The 14,496-nt window shown below is 58.4% G+C and carries 16 protein-coding genes; 3 read left to right on the top strand and 13 right to left on the bottom strand.

The window, feature by feature from the left end; genetic code table 11:
• The first annotated feature begins 30 nt into the window (after window positions 1-30).
• The 3 genes from ACR0LF_RS07575 to ACR0LF_RS07565 are packed head-to-tail and all read left to right on the top strand — an operon-like array spanning window position 31 to window position 2,987.
• Complete coding sequence (locus tag ACR0LF_RS07575; protein ID WP_480579276.1) at window positions 31-669, top strand: acyl-homoserine-lactone synthase; 639 nt, start codon at window positions 31-33, stop codon at window positions 667-669.
• Between the two features lie 60 nt (window positions 670-729).
• Window positions 730-2,262 (top strand): ATP-dependent DNA helicase, encoded by a 1,533-nt coding sequence (locus ACR0LF_RS07570; protein WP_480579274.1) that lies wholly within the window; start codon window positions 730-732, stop codon window positions 2,260-2,262.
• The gene (locus ACR0LF_RS07565; RefSeq protein ID WP_480579272.1) at window positions 2,259-2,987 is read left to right on the top strand and encodes an SDR family oxidoreductase; all 729 of its coding nucleotides are present in this window, start codon (window positions 2,259-2,261) and stop codon (window positions 2,985-2,987) included. The genes ACR0LF_RS07570 and ACR0LF_RS07565 overlap by 4 nt, the downstream gene beginning before the upstream one ends.
• A gap of 3 nt (window positions 2,988-2,990) precedes the next feature.
• On the opposite strand, the gene ACR0LF_RS07560 is transcribed toward ACR0LF_RS07565, so the two are convergent.
• The 13 genes from ACR0LF_RS07560 to trpS form a co-directional block, all read right to left on the bottom strand.
• Window positions 2,991-3,758: a TIGR02186 family protein gene (locus ACR0LF_RS07560; protein WP_480579270.1), complete on the bottom strand. Its 768-nt coding sequence runs from the start codon at window positions 3,756-3,758 to the stop codon at window positions 2,991-2,993.
• Window positions 3,759-3,760: 2 nt separating this feature from the next.
• Window positions 3,761-4,681, bottom strand: a complete 921-nt coding sequence (locus ACR0LF_RS07555; RefSeq protein WP_480579268.1) for a sulfite exporter TauE/SafE family protein — start codon at window positions 4,679-4,681, stop codon at window positions 3,761-3,763.
• Window positions 4,682-4,934: 253 nt separating this feature from the next.
• On the bottom strand, window positions 4,935-5,903 hold the full coding sequence (locus tag ACR0LF_RS07550) for an ABC transporter permease (protein ID WP_480579266.1): 969 nt from the start codon (window positions 5,901-5,903) through the stop codon (window positions 4,935-4,937).
• Window positions 5,903-6,997 (bottom strand): ABC transporter permease, encoded by a 1,095-nt coding sequence (locus ACR0LF_RS07545; RefSeq protein WP_480579264.1) that lies wholly within the window; start codon window positions 6,995-6,997, stop codon window positions 5,903-5,905. The genes ACR0LF_RS07550 and ACR0LF_RS07545 overlap by 1 nt, the downstream gene beginning before the upstream one ends.
• 1 nt (window position 6,998) lies before the next feature.
• Window positions 6,999-8,528 carry an ABC transporter ATP-binding protein gene (locus ACR0LF_RS07540; protein WP_480579262.1) on the bottom strand — a complete coding sequence of 510 codons (1,530 nt, stop codon included), beginning with the start codon at window positions 8,526-8,528 and terminating at the stop codon, window positions 6,999-7,001.
• A gap of 95 nt (window positions 8,529-8,623) precedes the next feature.
• Entirely contained in the window at window positions 8,624-9,622 is a 999-nt protein-coding gene (locus tag ACR0LF_RS07535) for a BMP family lipoprotein (RefSeq protein WP_480579260.1), read from the bottom strand.
• Between the two features lie 158 nt (window positions 9,623-9,780).
• Window positions 9,781-10,194 carry a GNAT family N-acetyltransferase gene (locus tag ACR0LF_RS07530; RefSeq protein WP_480579258.1) on the bottom strand — a complete coding sequence of 138 codons (414 nt, stop codon included), beginning with the start codon at window positions 10,192-10,194 and terminating at the stop codon, window positions 9,781-9,783.
• Complete coding sequence (gene tsaB / locus ACR0LF_RS07525; RefSeq protein ID WP_480579256.1) at window positions 10,191-10,781, bottom strand: tRNA (adenosine(37)-N6)-threonylcarbamoyltransferase complex dimerization subunit type 1 TsaB; 591 nt, start codon at window positions 10,779-10,781, stop codon at window positions 10,191-10,193. The genes ACR0LF_RS07530 and tsaB overlap by 4 nt, the downstream gene beginning before the upstream one ends.
• A complete protein-coding gene (locus tag ACR0LF_RS07520; RefSeq protein WP_480579254.1) occupies window positions 10,771-11,334 on the bottom strand; it encodes a NifU family protein in 564 nt (187 codons plus the stop codon). The genes tsaB and ACR0LF_RS07520 overlap by 11 nt, the downstream gene beginning before the upstream one ends.
• A 69-nt stretch (window positions 11,335-11,403) precedes the next feature.
• Window positions 11,404-11,997 carry a DsbA family protein gene (locus tag ACR0LF_RS07515; protein WP_480579252.1) on the bottom strand — a complete coding sequence of 198 codons (594 nt, stop codon included), beginning with the start codon at window positions 11,995-11,997 and terminating at the stop codon, window positions 11,404-11,406.
• A 9-nt stretch (window positions 11,998-12,006) separates the two neighbouring features.
• Complete coding sequence (locus ACR0LF_RS07510) at window positions 12,007-12,462, bottom strand: universal stress protein (RefSeq protein WP_480579250.1); 456 nt, start codon at window positions 12,460-12,462, stop codon at window positions 12,007-12,009.
• Between the two features lie 77 nt (window positions 12,463-12,539).
• Window positions 12,540-13,403, bottom strand: coding sequence for a branched-chain amino acid aminotransferase (locus tag ACR0LF_RS07505; protein ID WP_480579248.1), 864 nt, complete (start codon window positions 13,401-13,403; stop codon window positions 12,540-12,542).
• 59 nt (window positions 13,404-13,462) lie between these two features.
• Complete coding sequence (gene trpS, locus ACR0LF_RS07500) at window positions 13,463-14,491, bottom strand: tryptophan--tRNA ligase (protein ID WP_480579246.1); 1,029 nt, start codon at window positions 14,489-14,491, stop codon at window positions 13,463-13,465.
• Window positions 14,492-14,496: the final 5 nt, after the last annotated feature.

The raw sequence follows: 14,496 nt of genomic DNA, 5'->3' as shown, positions 1-14,496 counted from the left end.
TCCTGCACAGGACGACAAGGGGAACAAGTCATGTTGCGTTATTTGTATGCCGATGAGTTACATAGATTTCCGAATCTGGCAGAGGGGATGTTCAGGGATCGTGCGGATCAGTTCAAAACCCGGCTGGGGTGGGATGTCCACATCAACAAAAAGGGGGAAGAGCGGGATGAATACGACGATCTCAATCCGCTCTACGTGATTTGGGAAGAGCCGGATGGAAGCCACGGGGGGTCGATGCGGGTTCTTCCGACAACGGGCCGCGTGATGATCAATGAAGTGTTCGGACACCTGAATGTCGGCAAGCCGATTTGCAGCCCGCTGATCTGGGAGGTGACGCGGTTTTGCCTGTCCCGTACAGCCAGCCCGCACACGGCCGGTGCCATAATGCTGAGCGGCGGTGAAATGATGGAAGGATTTGGCCTGACCCATATCGCGGGCGTGTTCGACGCGCGCATGATCAGGATCTATCGCCTGATTGGATCCTCGCCCGAGGTTCTGGGAACCCAAGGCAGTGGGCGGGATCAGATCTCGGTCGGGTTGTGGCCATATTCTGCAGACGACTGCAACCGTGTGGCTGAACGTGCGGGCATCCCGCGCGAGCTCTCGCGGATGTGGTTCAAGACCGCATTCGGGCCCAAAAAACAGCACCGGTTCGCCCTGTCAGCCTAAGTGCCGTAAAACGCAAATCCACATCTGGTGGTGGCTGGCGCGGCCCTGTAGGGTCGCGCCATGTCTTTGCCAAATGTGACTTTCTCGGACGATCAGGCCGCCGCATATGACAGCATCGCCGAGATGCTGCGGTCGGCGGGTGTCGATCTGGAAGATGATGCCCTTCTGAAGCTGCCAGGGGCAGGAAAATCCGGCGTGATGGCCGTGATCGGCAAGGCGGGTTCGGGTAAAACCCTGCTGTTGGCCGAGTTATACAAAGCGCTGGCGGAGACGGGTGTTCAGATCGTGTCCGGCGATTACGAAAGCCGCAAATCGAGAGATAAGCGCAGCCTTGCTATTCTGGCCCCCACGAACAAAGCTGCAAGCGTTCTGCGTTTGCGCGGCGTGCCCGCCACCACGATACACCGCATCCTGTACACGCCGGTTTATGACCCGGAATATGAGCGTATCGCCGAATGGCTGGCAGGCAATGACGAACGCCCCGAAATCGAAGGCCTGACGGATGAAGCGCTGGATCGGGCTGCAGCGTTTTACGAGAACAACAAATCGATCCCTGGTGCGCTGGCCGCAGCCGGTTTGCGTGGGTCGGATTTCATCACTGGTTGGAAGCGTCGTGATGAACCGCTGGATATCGGGTTCGTCGATGAGGCGTCGATGCTGGATGATCGTCAGTTCGAAGACCTGAAAGAGATTTTCCCGACCCTTCTGCTGTTTGGCGACCCGGCCCAGTTGGCACCGGTAAACCAGTCTGGAAGCATGGTGTTTGAGGCCTTGCCTGAACCACGGAAGCTGACGCTTCAACGGGTCCACCGGCAGGACGCGGATAACCCAATCCTCGATCTGGCTCATGCGCTTGCCGATCCTTCGATGGGTTTTGAGGATTTCGAACGGCTTGTCGAAGAAACCTCCCGCCGGGATGACCGGGTTGTCTGGGGTCAACGGGTTGAGGTCGACCTGATGGCGCGCAGCCCGGTTCTGGTCTGGCGCAATGCAACGCGTATTCGTTTGATTCAGGCTTTCAGGCAAGTCCATGGCGCGCCGGATACGGAACTTTTGGAAGGCGAACCATTGATCTGCGACGGGATCGAATTGCCGTTGAAGCACCGCAAGAAACGGCTGGATCTTGAGGCCCGCGGCCTGATCAAGGGGGCTCAGGTCGTTTATCTTGGGCCGGGGCGGAAGCCCGGGTTTTCTCGCTTGCATGTGATGGGGGCCGAAGACCCGCAGGTCAGTGCCGCGTCGATTGTTCAGATCGAAAAGCCCGATGAAGAGGAACCGTTCATTCCGTACGCCGCCCGAATGGGCGCGACCTTTCTGCACGGTGCTGCCGTAACGATCCACAAGGCGCAGGGGTCTCAGTGGGATACGGTGCAGGTGTTTGCCCCCGACATCTACGCCGCTGCGCGCATGGGGCGGACAGAAGCTGGTCAACCATTGTGGAAACGTTTGGCCTATGTCGCGATCACACGTGCGCAAGAGCGGTTGATCTGGGTGGTGCGCAACCGCCTGTCGAAACCAACCCACCCCCTGCGAGTGGACGATTTGCGGGCAATCCCGGCAGCGTCGCTGACATTGGAGGCGGAAGAGACATGAAATCCATCATAGTAACAGGTGCGAGTTCTGGTATCGGCCGCGCAACGACCGAGCTATTTCTGTCCGAAGGGTGGACAGTCGGATTACTGGCGCGCAGTGAGGATAAGCTGAATGCGCTGGCGAAACAGCATCAGGCGGCCATCGTTCTGCCTGCGGATGTGACTGATCCAGAGGCCGTCAAGAAGGCGTTCCGGTCCTTCACGGACAAGGTGGGGCGGTTGGATGTTGTCTTCAACAACGCCGGTATCTTTGCGCCAGGCGGCACGATTGACGAGATTGCGTTGGACGATTGGTTCCACAGCGTCAACGTCAACCTGAACGGCATGTTCCTATGCGCGCGCGAAGCATTCGGGATCATGCGCCACCAAGATCCGCAGGGCGGGCGGCTCATCAATAACGGCTCGATTGCCGCCCATGTTCCACGCCCGAATTCGGTGCATTACTCGGCGACGAAACATGCCATTACGGGGCTGACGCGCAGCCTGTCCCTTGATGGACGGCCTTTTGGAATAGCCTGCGGTCAGATCGATATCGGCAATGCGCGGACGCAGATGGTTCAGGGGCTTGTCGACGCCGCGCAGGCAGCGGGCGAGACGCCTGATCCGACCATGGCCGTCGATGACGCCGCGCGTTCGGTTTTGCATATGGCGACCCTGCCGCCCGAGGCGAACGTGCAGTTCATGACCGTCATGGCCACGACCATGCCCTATATAGGCAGAGGTTGACCGTTACTTCTCACGCAACAGACGGAAAGCGGTCGAAGCACCCCAGCCCGCAGCAATTGCGATGACCAGTGACATCAGACCGTACCAGACGGGCTGCTGGCGGGACATATTGTACAAAAAGCGCTCCAGCCCGACTTTGCGGACATCAATGACGGTTTCGTATTGCGAGACGACCTCTCCACCACGGGTCAGAAAAATCCGGGCGGCATAGTCGCCTTCCGTCAGGTCCGCTGGCATATCTATCGAGGTGCGGAACAAGGTCTGTTCGTCGACGGCAACAGTGTCTTCCCGGATGGAATACAGGTCTTCAGACTCACGGATGCGTATCACGGCATCCGCAAAATCCTGAGCGCCCCGAATGTGCATCGCGGCCCCAACCGAACGGATCGCACGTTCAATCGAAACCCGGTAACGCAGGTCCTCGGTATCGGACAGTATTTCATTGAAAGGCCCGCTGGTGGCGACGGCATAGAAACTGGGCGCGAGATCGACCAAAACGCTGTCGATGTTCACCCAAATCCCCAATTTGCGTTCTTTGCGGCGGACGGTGACGGGTTCGGAAGGTCCGGCAATCGCAACAATGACTTCAACCGGCGGGCCCGGTGGGATCGGGGTTTCACGTTTGATGGCCCCAAAAATGAGGATCTCGGACCCGTCGAACGTGGCAGTGATGGCAACGCGATCCTGGCTGAGACCAAGAACAACCTGCTCTTCCGCTGCCACAGCAGGCAGGCAAAACAGGCACAATGCGGCGATGAACGAACGCAGCATCCTTAGTGTCCCCCGCCGTTGCCGAGCGAATAAAGCTCGGAAGGTTCAATAAGCAGATCAAGCGCCAATTTGCCGCAAACGGCCAGAACCAAAGCCGCCAGCAACACGCGCAGTTGCTCGGCTGGCATCCGTGCACCAATCACGGTTCCGATCTGAGCGCCAATGACGCCGCCCACCAGCAACAGAACCGCCAGGACAACATCGACCGTATAGTTGGTCGTGGCGTGCAGCATCGTGGTGAAGGCCGTGACAAAGATGATCTGAAACAGTGATGTTCCGACAACAACCTTGGTAGGCATACCCAGCAGGTAGATCATGGCCGGAACCATGATAAAGCCGCCGCCCACGCCCATGATCGCAGACAATACCCCGACACACAGGCCGACCAAAGCCGGTGGAATGACCGAGATATAAAGACCCGAAGTGCGGAACCGTGTCTTGAACGGCATGGCATGGACCCAGCCGCGCTGGCGCCGTTTTGCCGGTGCTGCGCCACCTTTCTTGGCCTTGCGCAACGCCCTGAGGCTTTCGACAAACATCAGACTGCCGATGATACCAAGGAAGACAACATAGCAGAGCGTCACCAGCAGATCGACCTGCCCCAGGCTTTTGAGGTAGTTGAAAACAACCACACCCAAGGCTGCCCCTGTCAGGCCGCCTATCAGCAGCACCGTTCCCATCTTGAAGTCTACGGTCTTTCGTCTGAAATGCGCCAGAACACCGGAAAAAGACGATGCCACGATCTGGTTGGCTTCGGTCGCAACGGCAACTGCCGGGGGAATGCCGATGAAAAACAGCAGGGGCGTCATCAAAAAGCCGCCGCCGACACCGAACATTCCGGACAGGACGCCGACCATGCCACCCAGCCCCAACAGAAGGAAGGCATTCACTGAGACTTCGGCGATGGGAAGGTAAATCTGCATGGGCTCTTCTAGTCGCACTGAGTTAGGAGGCGCAACGCCATAGCGCCGCATATGCCTAAATATTTCAAAAGCAGAATGTGACTAACGGCATATAGGACCAGGCCGGTCTGCGCGTATAGACCGGGACGCGGGCATCTGCCGGTTTGCAGGAAAGTACACACTCATACCCCTTTAAGCCGTTGCGGCCTGCAAAATCAACTCTGCATGCCGCTCTGCAGCGAACAGGACCGAAACTCAGTTTCAACTGGCCTTATCATCGCTCTTTCACATAGGGCTCTCCACCCGCCCGCGGCGGAATGGCCTTGCCGACAAACCCGGCCAGAATCACCACTGTCAGGATATAGGGCAGGGCGTCCATCATCTGCACCGGAATCACCACGCCGCCCAGATCGATATTCTGGAATCGCAGCGCGATGGCCTGCAGCAGACCAAACAGCAAACAGGCCCACATGGCATGCCACGGGCGCCATTTGGCAAAGATCAGGGCCGCCAGAGCGATAAAGCCGCGACCGGCAGTCATTTCCTTGACGAAACCCGCCTGCAAGGCCGTGGCCAGATAGGCTCCGGCAATTCCACACAGCACGCCGCAGATGGCGACAGCTGCGAATCGCAGGCCGACCACGGATACACCTGCCGTGTCCACTGCCGCAGGATTTTCACCGACAGCCCGCAGGCGCAGGCCAAACCGGGTGCGATACAGAATCCACCAGGTCGCCGGCACCATCAGGAACGCCACATAGACCAGGATCGAATGGCCTGAGAGCAGTTCGGAGTAGATGGGACCAACAATAGGCACACCACTGAGAGACTCGGCAAACGGAAAGTTAATGGGCTCGAACCTCCCGCCGCCAAAAAGCGACGGCGTCCGGCCGCCTTGCTGAAACCAGCTTTGTGCGATCAGAACGGTCAGCCCCGAGGCGAGAAAGTTGATGGCCACACCCGAGATCAACTGGTTGCCCCGGAAGGTGATCGACGCCAACCCATGCAGACCCGACAGCATCAATGAGGATGCGATACCAGCCAGCAGGCCCAGCCAGACCGACCCTGTAACCGCCGCAACTGCCGCCGAAAAGAAGGCTGCCATCAGCATTTTACCTTCCAGGCCGATGTCGAAGATGCCGGCCCGTTCCGAAAACAGACCGGCCAGACAGGCCAGCAGCAGCGGCGTGGACAGGCGGATCGTCGAATCCAGAACCTGGATGAGGGTTACGAAAAACTCCATCACTCAGCCCTCTTCCGCATACCAAGGAACAGTTTTTCAAGCGGCATACGAACCATGTTGTCCAGCGCCCCGGTGAACAGGATGACCAGCGCCTGAATAACCACGATCAGTTCACGCGGGATTTGAGTCCAGAGCGCTAGTTCCGCGCCGCCCTGATAGAGAAACCCGAACAGCAGCGCCGCAAGGAAAACCCCAAACGGGTGCGACCGACCCATCAGGGCGACGGCGATACCGATGAAACCAGCGCCTTCGGTTGGGTTCAGCACCAGACGCTCGGCCTCGCCCATGACGTTGTTGATGGCCATCATTCCGGCCAATCCACCCGAAATCAGCATCGCAATGATCGTGATCCGTACAGGCGAGATACCGGCATAAACGGCCCCGGTTTCGGAATGGCCGTAAGCCCGAATCTCATAGCCCAGCCGCGTCCGCCAGATCAGCGCCCAGACCACAAAGCAGGCCAGGACCGCCACAAAGAACGAGATATTTGCCGGCGCGCCTCGGAACACGACATTTTCGGCGGTCGAGAACATCGACTGGAAGCTCGGCAAGTGCGTGGCTTCGGGGAAGCGCGCCGTTGCCGGGTCTTGCGAACCGGCCGGTTTCATCACATTTACCAGCATGTAGTTCAGGAAGGCGGCAGCGATGAAGTTGAACATGATCGTGGTGATCACGATATGGCTGCCACGTTTGGCTTGCAGATAAGCCGGGATCGCAGCCCAGGCCGCGCCGAACAGGGCCGAGGCGGCGCATGCGGCGAGCAAGGCGATGCTCCAGTGCGGCCACGGGACCGTAAGGCAGATAATCGCGACGCCCAGCCCGCCCAGCATGGCCTGACCTTCACCGCCGATATTGAACAGCCGGGCGTGAAAGGCGACGGCGACCGCGAGGCCGGTGAACATGAAATTGGTCGCGTAATAGAGCGTATAGCCCCAGCCATAGGTTGACCCCAGCGCGCCGGTTACCATCAGGTTCACAGCGTCGATCGGGTTCTCGCCAATGGCCAGGATCACAAGCGCCGACAGAATGGCCGCCAACAGCAAACTGATCAGTGGGATCAGGACTACATCGGCCCATTTGGGCATTTTTTCCATGTTACGCGGCCTCCCCCGCAACACCGGCCATCAACAGGCCCAGTTCTTTTTCATCTGTTTCGTGGGGTAGGCGTTCGCCCATGATGTGACCGTCAAACATCACTGCAATCCGGTCGGAGAGCGAGAAGATCTCTTCCAGTTCGACCGAGACCAGCAGGATTGCTTTGCCCTGATCGCGCAGGGCAACGATCTGCTTGTGAATGAACTCAATCGCACCGATGTCGACGCCACGCGTGGGTTGACCGACCAGCAGCAGGTCAGGGTTGCGTTCAATCTCGCGCGCAACAACGATTTTCTGCTGGTTGCCGCCTGAGAAACTTTTGGCGGCCAGCCACGGGTTGGGCGGACGGACGTCGAATTTCTCGATCTTGGCTTCGGTATCGGCCCGCAACGCGGCGTTGTCCATGAAGATACCGCGTTTATAAGCCGGATCGCGGTGATAACCGAAAGCCACGTTTTCCCAGGCGTGGAAGTCCATGATCAGGCCTTCACGCTGCCGGTCTTCGGGCACATGCGCGATGTGCTGGGCGCGACGGGCCTGACCGTCCGATCCTGCACCGCTCAGCGCCAATGGCTGCCCGTTCAGTTTGATCGTGCCGCGACCCGGACGCATTCCGCCCAGAACCTCAAGCAGTTCGGATTGTCCATTGCCGGCCACGCCGGCGATGCCGAGGATTTCACCGGCGCGGACCGTCAGATCAATACCTTTGACCCGCTCGACACCAGCCGAGTCGAAAACACTCAACTTTTCTACCTCGAGAATAGGCTTGCCCGGTTGTGCGGGAACCTTATCGACCTGAAGCAGAACCTTGCGGCCCACCATAAGTTCGGCCAATTCCTCGGGGTTGGTCTCGGATGTCTTGACGGTCGCCGTCATCTGCCCGCGCCGCATGACCGATACGGTGTCGGTGTTTTCCATGATTTCACGCAGCTTGTGCGTGATCACGATGATTGTTTTCCCCTCGGCCCGCAGACGGTCGAGAATGCGGAACAACTGATCGGCTTCAGCCGGGGTCAGCACACCCGTCGGTTCGTCCAGAATCAGAATCTCGGCCTTGCGGTACAGCGCCTTGAGAATCTCGACACGCTGCTGCATCCCTACACCGATTTCATCGATGCGTTTGTCTGGGTCAACGAACAGTTCGTATTCTTCTTCCAGCTCTTTCAGCTCTTTGCGGGCTTTGGCCAAAGACGGGGCAAGCAGCCCGCCATCCTCGGCACCCAGAACGATGTTTTCCAGAACAGTAAAGTTTTCCACCAGCTTGAAATGCTGGAACACCATCCCGATGCCCGAAGCGATGGCCGCCTGGCTATCCGGGATATCGGTCTTGGTTCCGTTGATCCAAATCTCACCTTTGTCGGCCTTGTAGAAGCCGAAGAGGATGCTCATCAGCGTGGATTTGCCCGCACCGTTTTCACCGATGATCCCATGGATCGTACCGGGGGCGACGCTGATCGAGATGTCTTTGTTGGCCTGAACCGGCCCAAAGGCTTTGGAAATCCCTTTGAGCTCAATGGCGGGGACGGTCATGTCTTGCCCTCAACTGCCGAAAAGGCCACCCGGCCACTGGCTCGGATGGCGAAGTGGGTGACGAGGCGGAAGGTGCCCTCCCGCCCCGCGCATTATCAGAACTGCAGTGCCGGGCAGCTATCGTTCTCGTAGTAGCTCACGACGTTGATGTCGCCATTGATGATACCCTTGCGGGCTTCGTCGACGGCATCACTCATGCGAACCGAAACAAGTTCCTTGTTGTTTTCGTCCATGGCGACGCCAACACCGTCTTCGGCCAGACCCATGGTGAATACGCCGGTTTCGACATCATCACCCGCTTTCATCGCTTCATAAACAGCGACATCCACGCGTTTCAGCATCGAAGTCAGGACTTTACCGGGATGCAGGTGATTCTGGTTGCTGTCCACACCGATCGACAGAATGCCTTCGTCAGCCGCGGTCTGCAGGACGCCAACGCCGGTTCCGCCCGCGGCGGCATAAATCACGTCAGCGCCCTGGCTGATCTGTGCTTTGGTGAGTTCCGAACCTTTAACCGGGTCGTTCCACGCAGCCGGAGTCGTTCCGGTCATGTTTGCAATCACGTTCACGTCCGGATTAACGGCTTTGGCGCCCTGGGCATAGCCGCACCCAAAGTGGCGGATAAGCGGTACATCCATGCCACCGATGAAGCCAACCGTGCCGGACTCAGAAGCCATGGCGGCCATCATGCCGACAAGATACGACCCTTCATGCTCGGCAAAGCCGACTTGGCGAAGGTTTGGTGCATCCAGCCAGGTCACATCAACAACAACGAATTTGGTGTCAGGATAGTCCGGTGCGACCGTGCTGAGAGGGTCTGCCATGGCAAATCCCATGGTGATGATCGGGTTCGCGCCTGCTTCGGCAAAACGACGGAGGGCCTGCTCGCGCTGGGCTTCCGATTGCAGTTCGATCTCGCGATACTTGCCGCCGGTCTCGTTCGCCCAACGCTGCGCGCCGTTATGCGCCGCTTCATTGAAGGACTTGTCGAACTTGCCGCCCAGATCAAAGATCAGCGCCGGTTCGGCCAGAGCGGCACCCGCAGTCAGTGCGACGGCAGCGGCAGCACCCATCAAGGATTTCATCAGGGTCATTTCATTCTCCCAAATTATTATGTTGGCACAGGGTCAGATTAGCCCCGTTTACCCACTTTTAGCGAGCATAACTGTTGTGATGGCGGGTATTAAGGGGGTTTGCAACCGTCATGGTCAACTGATTTCTGACCAAATGGTCTAAAAAAGCCAAATTGCCGCTAGGGCAAGCGGCATTCCATCACGAGCGCATCGATTTTTGGGCCTGTTTCGCGTGTATAATACCCTTTGCGCAGGCCAAACTGCCGATATCCGCATCTTTTGTAGAGAGCGATGGCGGCAAAGTTGTCTGCCGCGACGTCCAGAAAAGCACGGGTCGCCTGCAACGCGACTGCCTGCCTATGCCAATCATGCATTGTTTGCAGCGCAAGACCTTGCCGCTGCTTCGAGGGGTGAGTCGCAATTGTCAGCAACTCAGCTTCGCCTGCGATCACCTGAATCAGTGCAAAGCATCGGGCATCGCCGATGACATGAGTAAAGCGATTTTCCAGAAGGCCGGCAAACTCATCAGCTGTCCAAGGGCGCGACTGCGTAAACGCAGCAGCATGAGTCGATGCCATCTCGTCCGGTGTCATTCGTCCAGCAAAACCGGGGGCAGATCGCGCGACGGCGCGGCGTCCGCAGGTCTGACATACAAAGGCGCCGGAGGTGCACTGACACTGCGCCAGCGCCGTGCGGCCAACCGGGCGATGGCTTGTGCCTGCAAAGAAGGGTCAGAGCAGGAAAACAAGGGTCCAAGCAATTCGGCATCGGCTCGAGGGATCAGGCAGGGGTCGGACTGGGGGGCTTGCACATAAACCTGATCGCGGGGGGCAGGAATGGCGGCAATCTGACCTTCTTCTGCCAGTTCGCCCAGAGCATCGAACCCCGATACGCCAACCGCAGGGACATCAAGACCCAAGGCGAGACCTCGTGCGGCAGAGACCGAGATGCGGATGCCGGTGAAATTGCCCGGGCCGATTCCAACGCCGATCGCGTCCAGATCGGCCCAGGCGCATCCGGCTTCTGCCAGGACCTCTTCCAGCAGGGGCATCAACCGCTCGGCCTGACCGCGTGACATCGGCTCAGCACGAGACGCGACAATCACACCGTCACGCAACAAAGCGGCCGCGCAATGCGCGGCCGATGTATCAAATGCCAGAATTGTCGGGTCAGACGGCAACAGGGCGAACCTCGGTCACTTCGGGAATGTAGTGGCGCAGCAGGTTTTCGATGCCCATCTTCAGGGTCAGCGTCGAAGACGGGCAGCCTGCGCAGGCACCTTGCATGTGCAGATAGACCACGCCGCGATCAAACCCGTGGAACGTGATGTCACCGCCATCCTGAGCCACTGCAGGGCGTACCCGGCTGTCCAGCAAATCTTTGATCTGATTGACGATCTCGGCATCTTCTCCGGTATGTTCGGCGTGACCCGAGGCTGCGACGGCCTCTGCGCCCATGACCGGTTGCCCGGACTGGTAATGCTCCATCACCGCGCCCAGAATGGCGGGTTTGATGTGATCCCACTGAACGTCATCCGTTTTGGTGACAGTGACAAAATCATTGCCAAAGAACACGCCGGTCACGCCATTTACTGCAAAGATGCGCTTGGCCAGCGGAGATTTCTCACCCGCCTCTGCCGATGGGAAATCTGCTGTTCCAGCCTCAAGCACCGTCTGGCCGGGCAGAAACTTCAATGTGGCCGGGTTCGGGGTGGATTCGGTCTGGATGAACATGGGGCAGCTCCGTCTGATGTGCCTCTGATATGCGCGCAGGGGCACGGGAAGTCAAGATTTGGAACGATTCTAAATTGTCGAGGCGTAGTCTATTGCATCATCCAGACGGTCGTCGCCCCAAAACAACTCTTCTCCGGCAAGAAAACTTGGTGCGCCGAACAGATCAAGTGCCTTGGCGCGGGCTGTTTGCTCGAACAGCGCCTCTTTTACATCCGGGTCCTGCGCACGGTTCAGCAGGTTGGACGGTATCCCTGCCGTTTTCAGGCAGGCCACAAGCACGTTATCGTCAGAGATATCTTGCCCCGAACCGAATTCAGCGCTGTAGACTGCCCGAACAAATGCCGCGCGTTCCGCGTGGTTCTCAATAGCCAAGGCCAGCCGCGCTGCAATAAGCGAGTTTTGCGGGAACGGATCTGGCCGCACAAACGGAAGCCCGCGCGCCTTGCATAGGCGTTCCATGTCGCGCCACATGTAGCGCCCCTTGGCAGGATAAATGTTGAACGGTGAGTTGCGCCATCCCTGATCTGCGAATATCGGCCCCAGCAGAAAAGGGTGCCATTCGACGGAAACACCCTTTTCCTGCGCGGCCAGTTCGATCCGCATGGCGCTGAGATAGGAATAGGTCGAGGCGAATTCGAACCAGAATTGTATGGTCTTCGCCATCGACGATCCTCAGGTAATTTCTTCCAGTTTTTCCTTGCTCAGGTCGCCGGGAACAATCGTGATCGGGATTGGCAGGCTGCCTGAGTTCTTAGTCAGCTGAGTCACCAACGGGCCAGGCCCCTTCTTGTCGGTGCCCGCGCCAAGGACAAGAACGCCGATTTCGGGGTCGGCCTGAACATGTTCGATGATTTGCGGCACCGGATCGCCTTCGCGAACGGCCAGTTCGGGTTCCACATTCTGTTTGTCCCGCATCCACTTGGCAAATACTTCGAAATGCGCGTGGATGCGCTCGCGGGCTTCTTCACGCATAGTTTCGGCCACACCGATCCAGTGATTGAACTCGTCTGGCGGGATGACGGACAGGACGGTCACGCCACCACCGGTATGGGCAGCCCGCATCGCGGCAAACCGCATTGCGTTCAGGCATTCGCGGCTGTCATCCAGAACGACTAGGAACTTACGCATGGGTATCCTCTTTAGGTTTCAGGGATCATGCCCGACCGATAGCGCGCTGGCAACTCGGGCAAACCACTGGTGTCGAGCTAGCGTTCGCTTGCAGCCCAATCCCAATAAAGCGCGCGGGCACGGCGGGCAATAGGGCCAACCTGAAATTGCGTATCTTCCAGCGCGGTTACGGGTGTGACCTTGCTCATATTGCCGGACATGAACACCTCGTCAGCCTCGTGAAAATCTTCGAAACTCAGAACGGCTTCGTGGACTGTCACACCATCTTCGCGCAGGTTTTTGATGTGTCGCGCCCGGGTAATCCCTGCAAGGAAAGTGCCGTTTGGGATCGGGGTAAAGACTTCGCCATCCTTGACCATAAAGATATTGGCGGTTGCCGTTTCGGCCACATGGCCCATCGCATCGGCGACCAAAGCGTTTGAAAACCCTTTGGCGCGCGCTTCTTGCAACATGCGGGCGTTGTTGGGATAAAGGCACCCGGCCTTGGCGTTCACCACCGCGCTTTCCAGAACCGGGCGACGGAAACGCGTGGTCGACAGCGTGACCGAGGCTGTGTCCGGTGCCATCGGGATTTCCTCCAGACAGATTGCAAAGCCGGTGCTGTTTTCCTGCGGGATGATTGCGGTATGATCCCCGTCGATGCCCCAATACATCGGGCGGATGTAAACGGCTGTGTCTGGGTTGTAGCCCTGCAACCCCTCACGCACCAGATCGACCATTTGTTCGGTGGTCACGGTCGGAGTCAGCATCAAGGCTTCGGCTGACCGGTTCACCCGTGCGCAGTGGGCATGCAAATCGGGTGCGACGCCGTCGAAATACCGTGCTCCGTCAAACACCGAAGATCCCAACCAAGCACCGTGATCGGCGGCACGCATGATGGGTGCATCCCCGTCATGCCATTGGCCTTGAAAATAGGTCCGGATGTTCTTGCCGGTTGCCATGACGCCCTCCTCTTATTCAGGCAAACCCTAGGAGGGCGTCAGGCGAAGGTCCAGTGCAATCAGCGAGCTGCTGATCCAACCATGCCCACGATTTCGTAGGTCTTTTGCAAGATCGGAGCCGAAATCTCGCGGGCGCGTTCAGCTCCACGGGCAAGAATACGATCAATCTCGGCCTGATCCGCCATCAGACGCGACATCTCGGACGAAATCGGGGCCAGTTTTGCCACCGCCAAATCGGCCAACAACGGTTTGAAGTCCCCGAACTGCTTGCCGCCTACCTCGGCCAGAACCTGTTCGACGCTCTGATCGTTCAGGGCCGCGTAGATATTGACCAGGTTGCGCGCCTCGGGGCGGTCCTCAAGCCCGTCAACCTCCGACGGCAATGCATCTGGATCAGTCTTGGCCTTGCGGATTTTCTTGGCGATTGCGTCAGCATCATCGGTCAGGTTGATCCGGCTCATATCCGAGGGATCTGATTTCGACATCTTCTTGGATCCGTCCCGCAGGCTCATGACGCGCGTCGCCGCGCCCTCGATCACCGGCTCGGTTACGGGGAAGAAATCGACACCAAAATCGTTGTTGAACTTGATGGCGATATCACGGGTCAGTTCCAGATGCTGCTTCTGGTCTTCACCGACCGGCACATGGGTAGCGTGATAGATCAGAATGTCGGCTGCCATCAGGGCAGGATAGGCGAACAGGCCCAGCGATGCGTTCTGCTGGTTCTTTCCCGCCTTGTCCTTCCACTGGGTCATCCGCTGCATCCAGCCCATGCGGGCGACACAGTTGAAGATCCACGCCAATTGCGCGTGTTCCGGCACCTGGCTTTGATTGATCAAGATCGACTGTTCGGGATCAATGCCTGCGGCGATGAATCCAGCGCACAGTTCACGGGTGTTGTGCGTCAGCGCAGCGGGGTCTTGCCAGACAGTGATCGCGTGCAGGTCGACCATGCAATAGATGGTTTCGAACTCTGCACCCTGCATATCCACAAAGCGCTTCATCGCGCCCAGATAGTTGCCCAGGGTCAGTCCGCCAGAAGGCTGGATGCCGGAAAACACGCGCGGCGTGAACTGGTTCTCGGTCATCGAAG

Source organism: Ruegeria sp. E8 (assembly GCF_056533985.1).
This window is presented reverse-complemented; position numbering and strand designations above follow the sequence as displayed.

Bases quoted from the DNA above. Each gene is read 5' to 3' on its own strand.
- ACR0LF_RS07520 (WP_480579254.1), bottom strand. From the start codon at position 11,334: ATGTTCATCCAGACCGAATCCACCCCGAACCCGGCCACATTGAAGTTT.
- ACR0LF_RS07505 (WP_480579248.1), bottom strand. From the start codon at position 13,403: ATGGCAACCGGCAAGAACATCCGGACCTATTTTCAAGGCCAATGGCAT.
- ACR0LF_RS07555 (WP_480579268.1), bottom strand. From the start codon at position 4,681: ATGCAGATTTACCTTCCCATCGCCGAAGTCTCAGTGAATGCCTTCCTT.
- ACR0LF_RS07570 (WP_480579274.1), top strand. From the start codon at position 730: ATGTCTTTGCCAAATGTGACTTTCTCGGACGATCAGGCCGCCGCATAT.
- ACR0LF_RS07550 (WP_480579266.1), bottom strand. From the start codon at position 5,903: ATGGAGTTTTTCGTAACCCTCATCCAGGTTCTGGATTCGACGATCCGC.
- ACR0LF_RS07560 (WP_480579270.1), bottom strand. From the start codon at position 3,758: ATGCTGCGTTCGTTCATCGCCGCATTGTGCCTGTTTTGCCTGCCTGCT.
- ACR0LF_RS07575 (WP_480579276.1), top strand. From the start codon at position 31: ATGTTGCGTTATTTGTATGCCGATGAGTTACATAGATTTCCGAATCTG.
- trpS (WP_480579246.1), bottom strand. From the start codon at position 14,491: ATGACCGAGAACCAGTTCACGCCGCGCGTGTTTTCCGGCATCCAGCCT.
- ACR0LF_RS07515 (WP_480579252.1), bottom strand. From the start codon at position 11,997: ATGGCGAAGACCATACAATTCTGGTTCGAATTCGCCTCGACCTATTCC.
- ACR0LF_RS07535 (WP_480579260.1), bottom strand. From the start codon at position 9,622: ATGACCCTGATGAAATCCTTGATGGGTGCTGCCGCTGCCGTCGCACTG.
- ACR0LF_RS07545 (WP_480579264.1), bottom strand. From the start codon at position 6,997: ATGGAAAAAATGCCCAAATGGGCCGATGTAGTCCTGATCCCACTGATC.
- ACR0LF_RS07530 (WP_480579258.1), bottom strand. From the start codon at position 10,194: ATGACACCGGACGAGATGGCATCGACTCATGCTGCTGCGTTTACGCAG.
- ACR0LF_RS07510 (WP_480579250.1), bottom strand. From the start codon at position 12,462: ATGCGTAAGTTCCTAGTCGTTCTGGATGACAGCCGCGAATGCCTGAAC.
- ACR0LF_RS07565 (WP_480579272.1), top strand. From the start codon at position 2,259: ATGAAATCCATCATAGTAACAGGTGCGAGTTCTGGTATCGGCCGCGCA.
- ACR0LF_RS07540 (WP_480579262.1), bottom strand. From the start codon at position 8,528: ATGACCGTCCCCGCCATTGAGCTCAAAGGGATTTCCAAAGCCTTTGGG.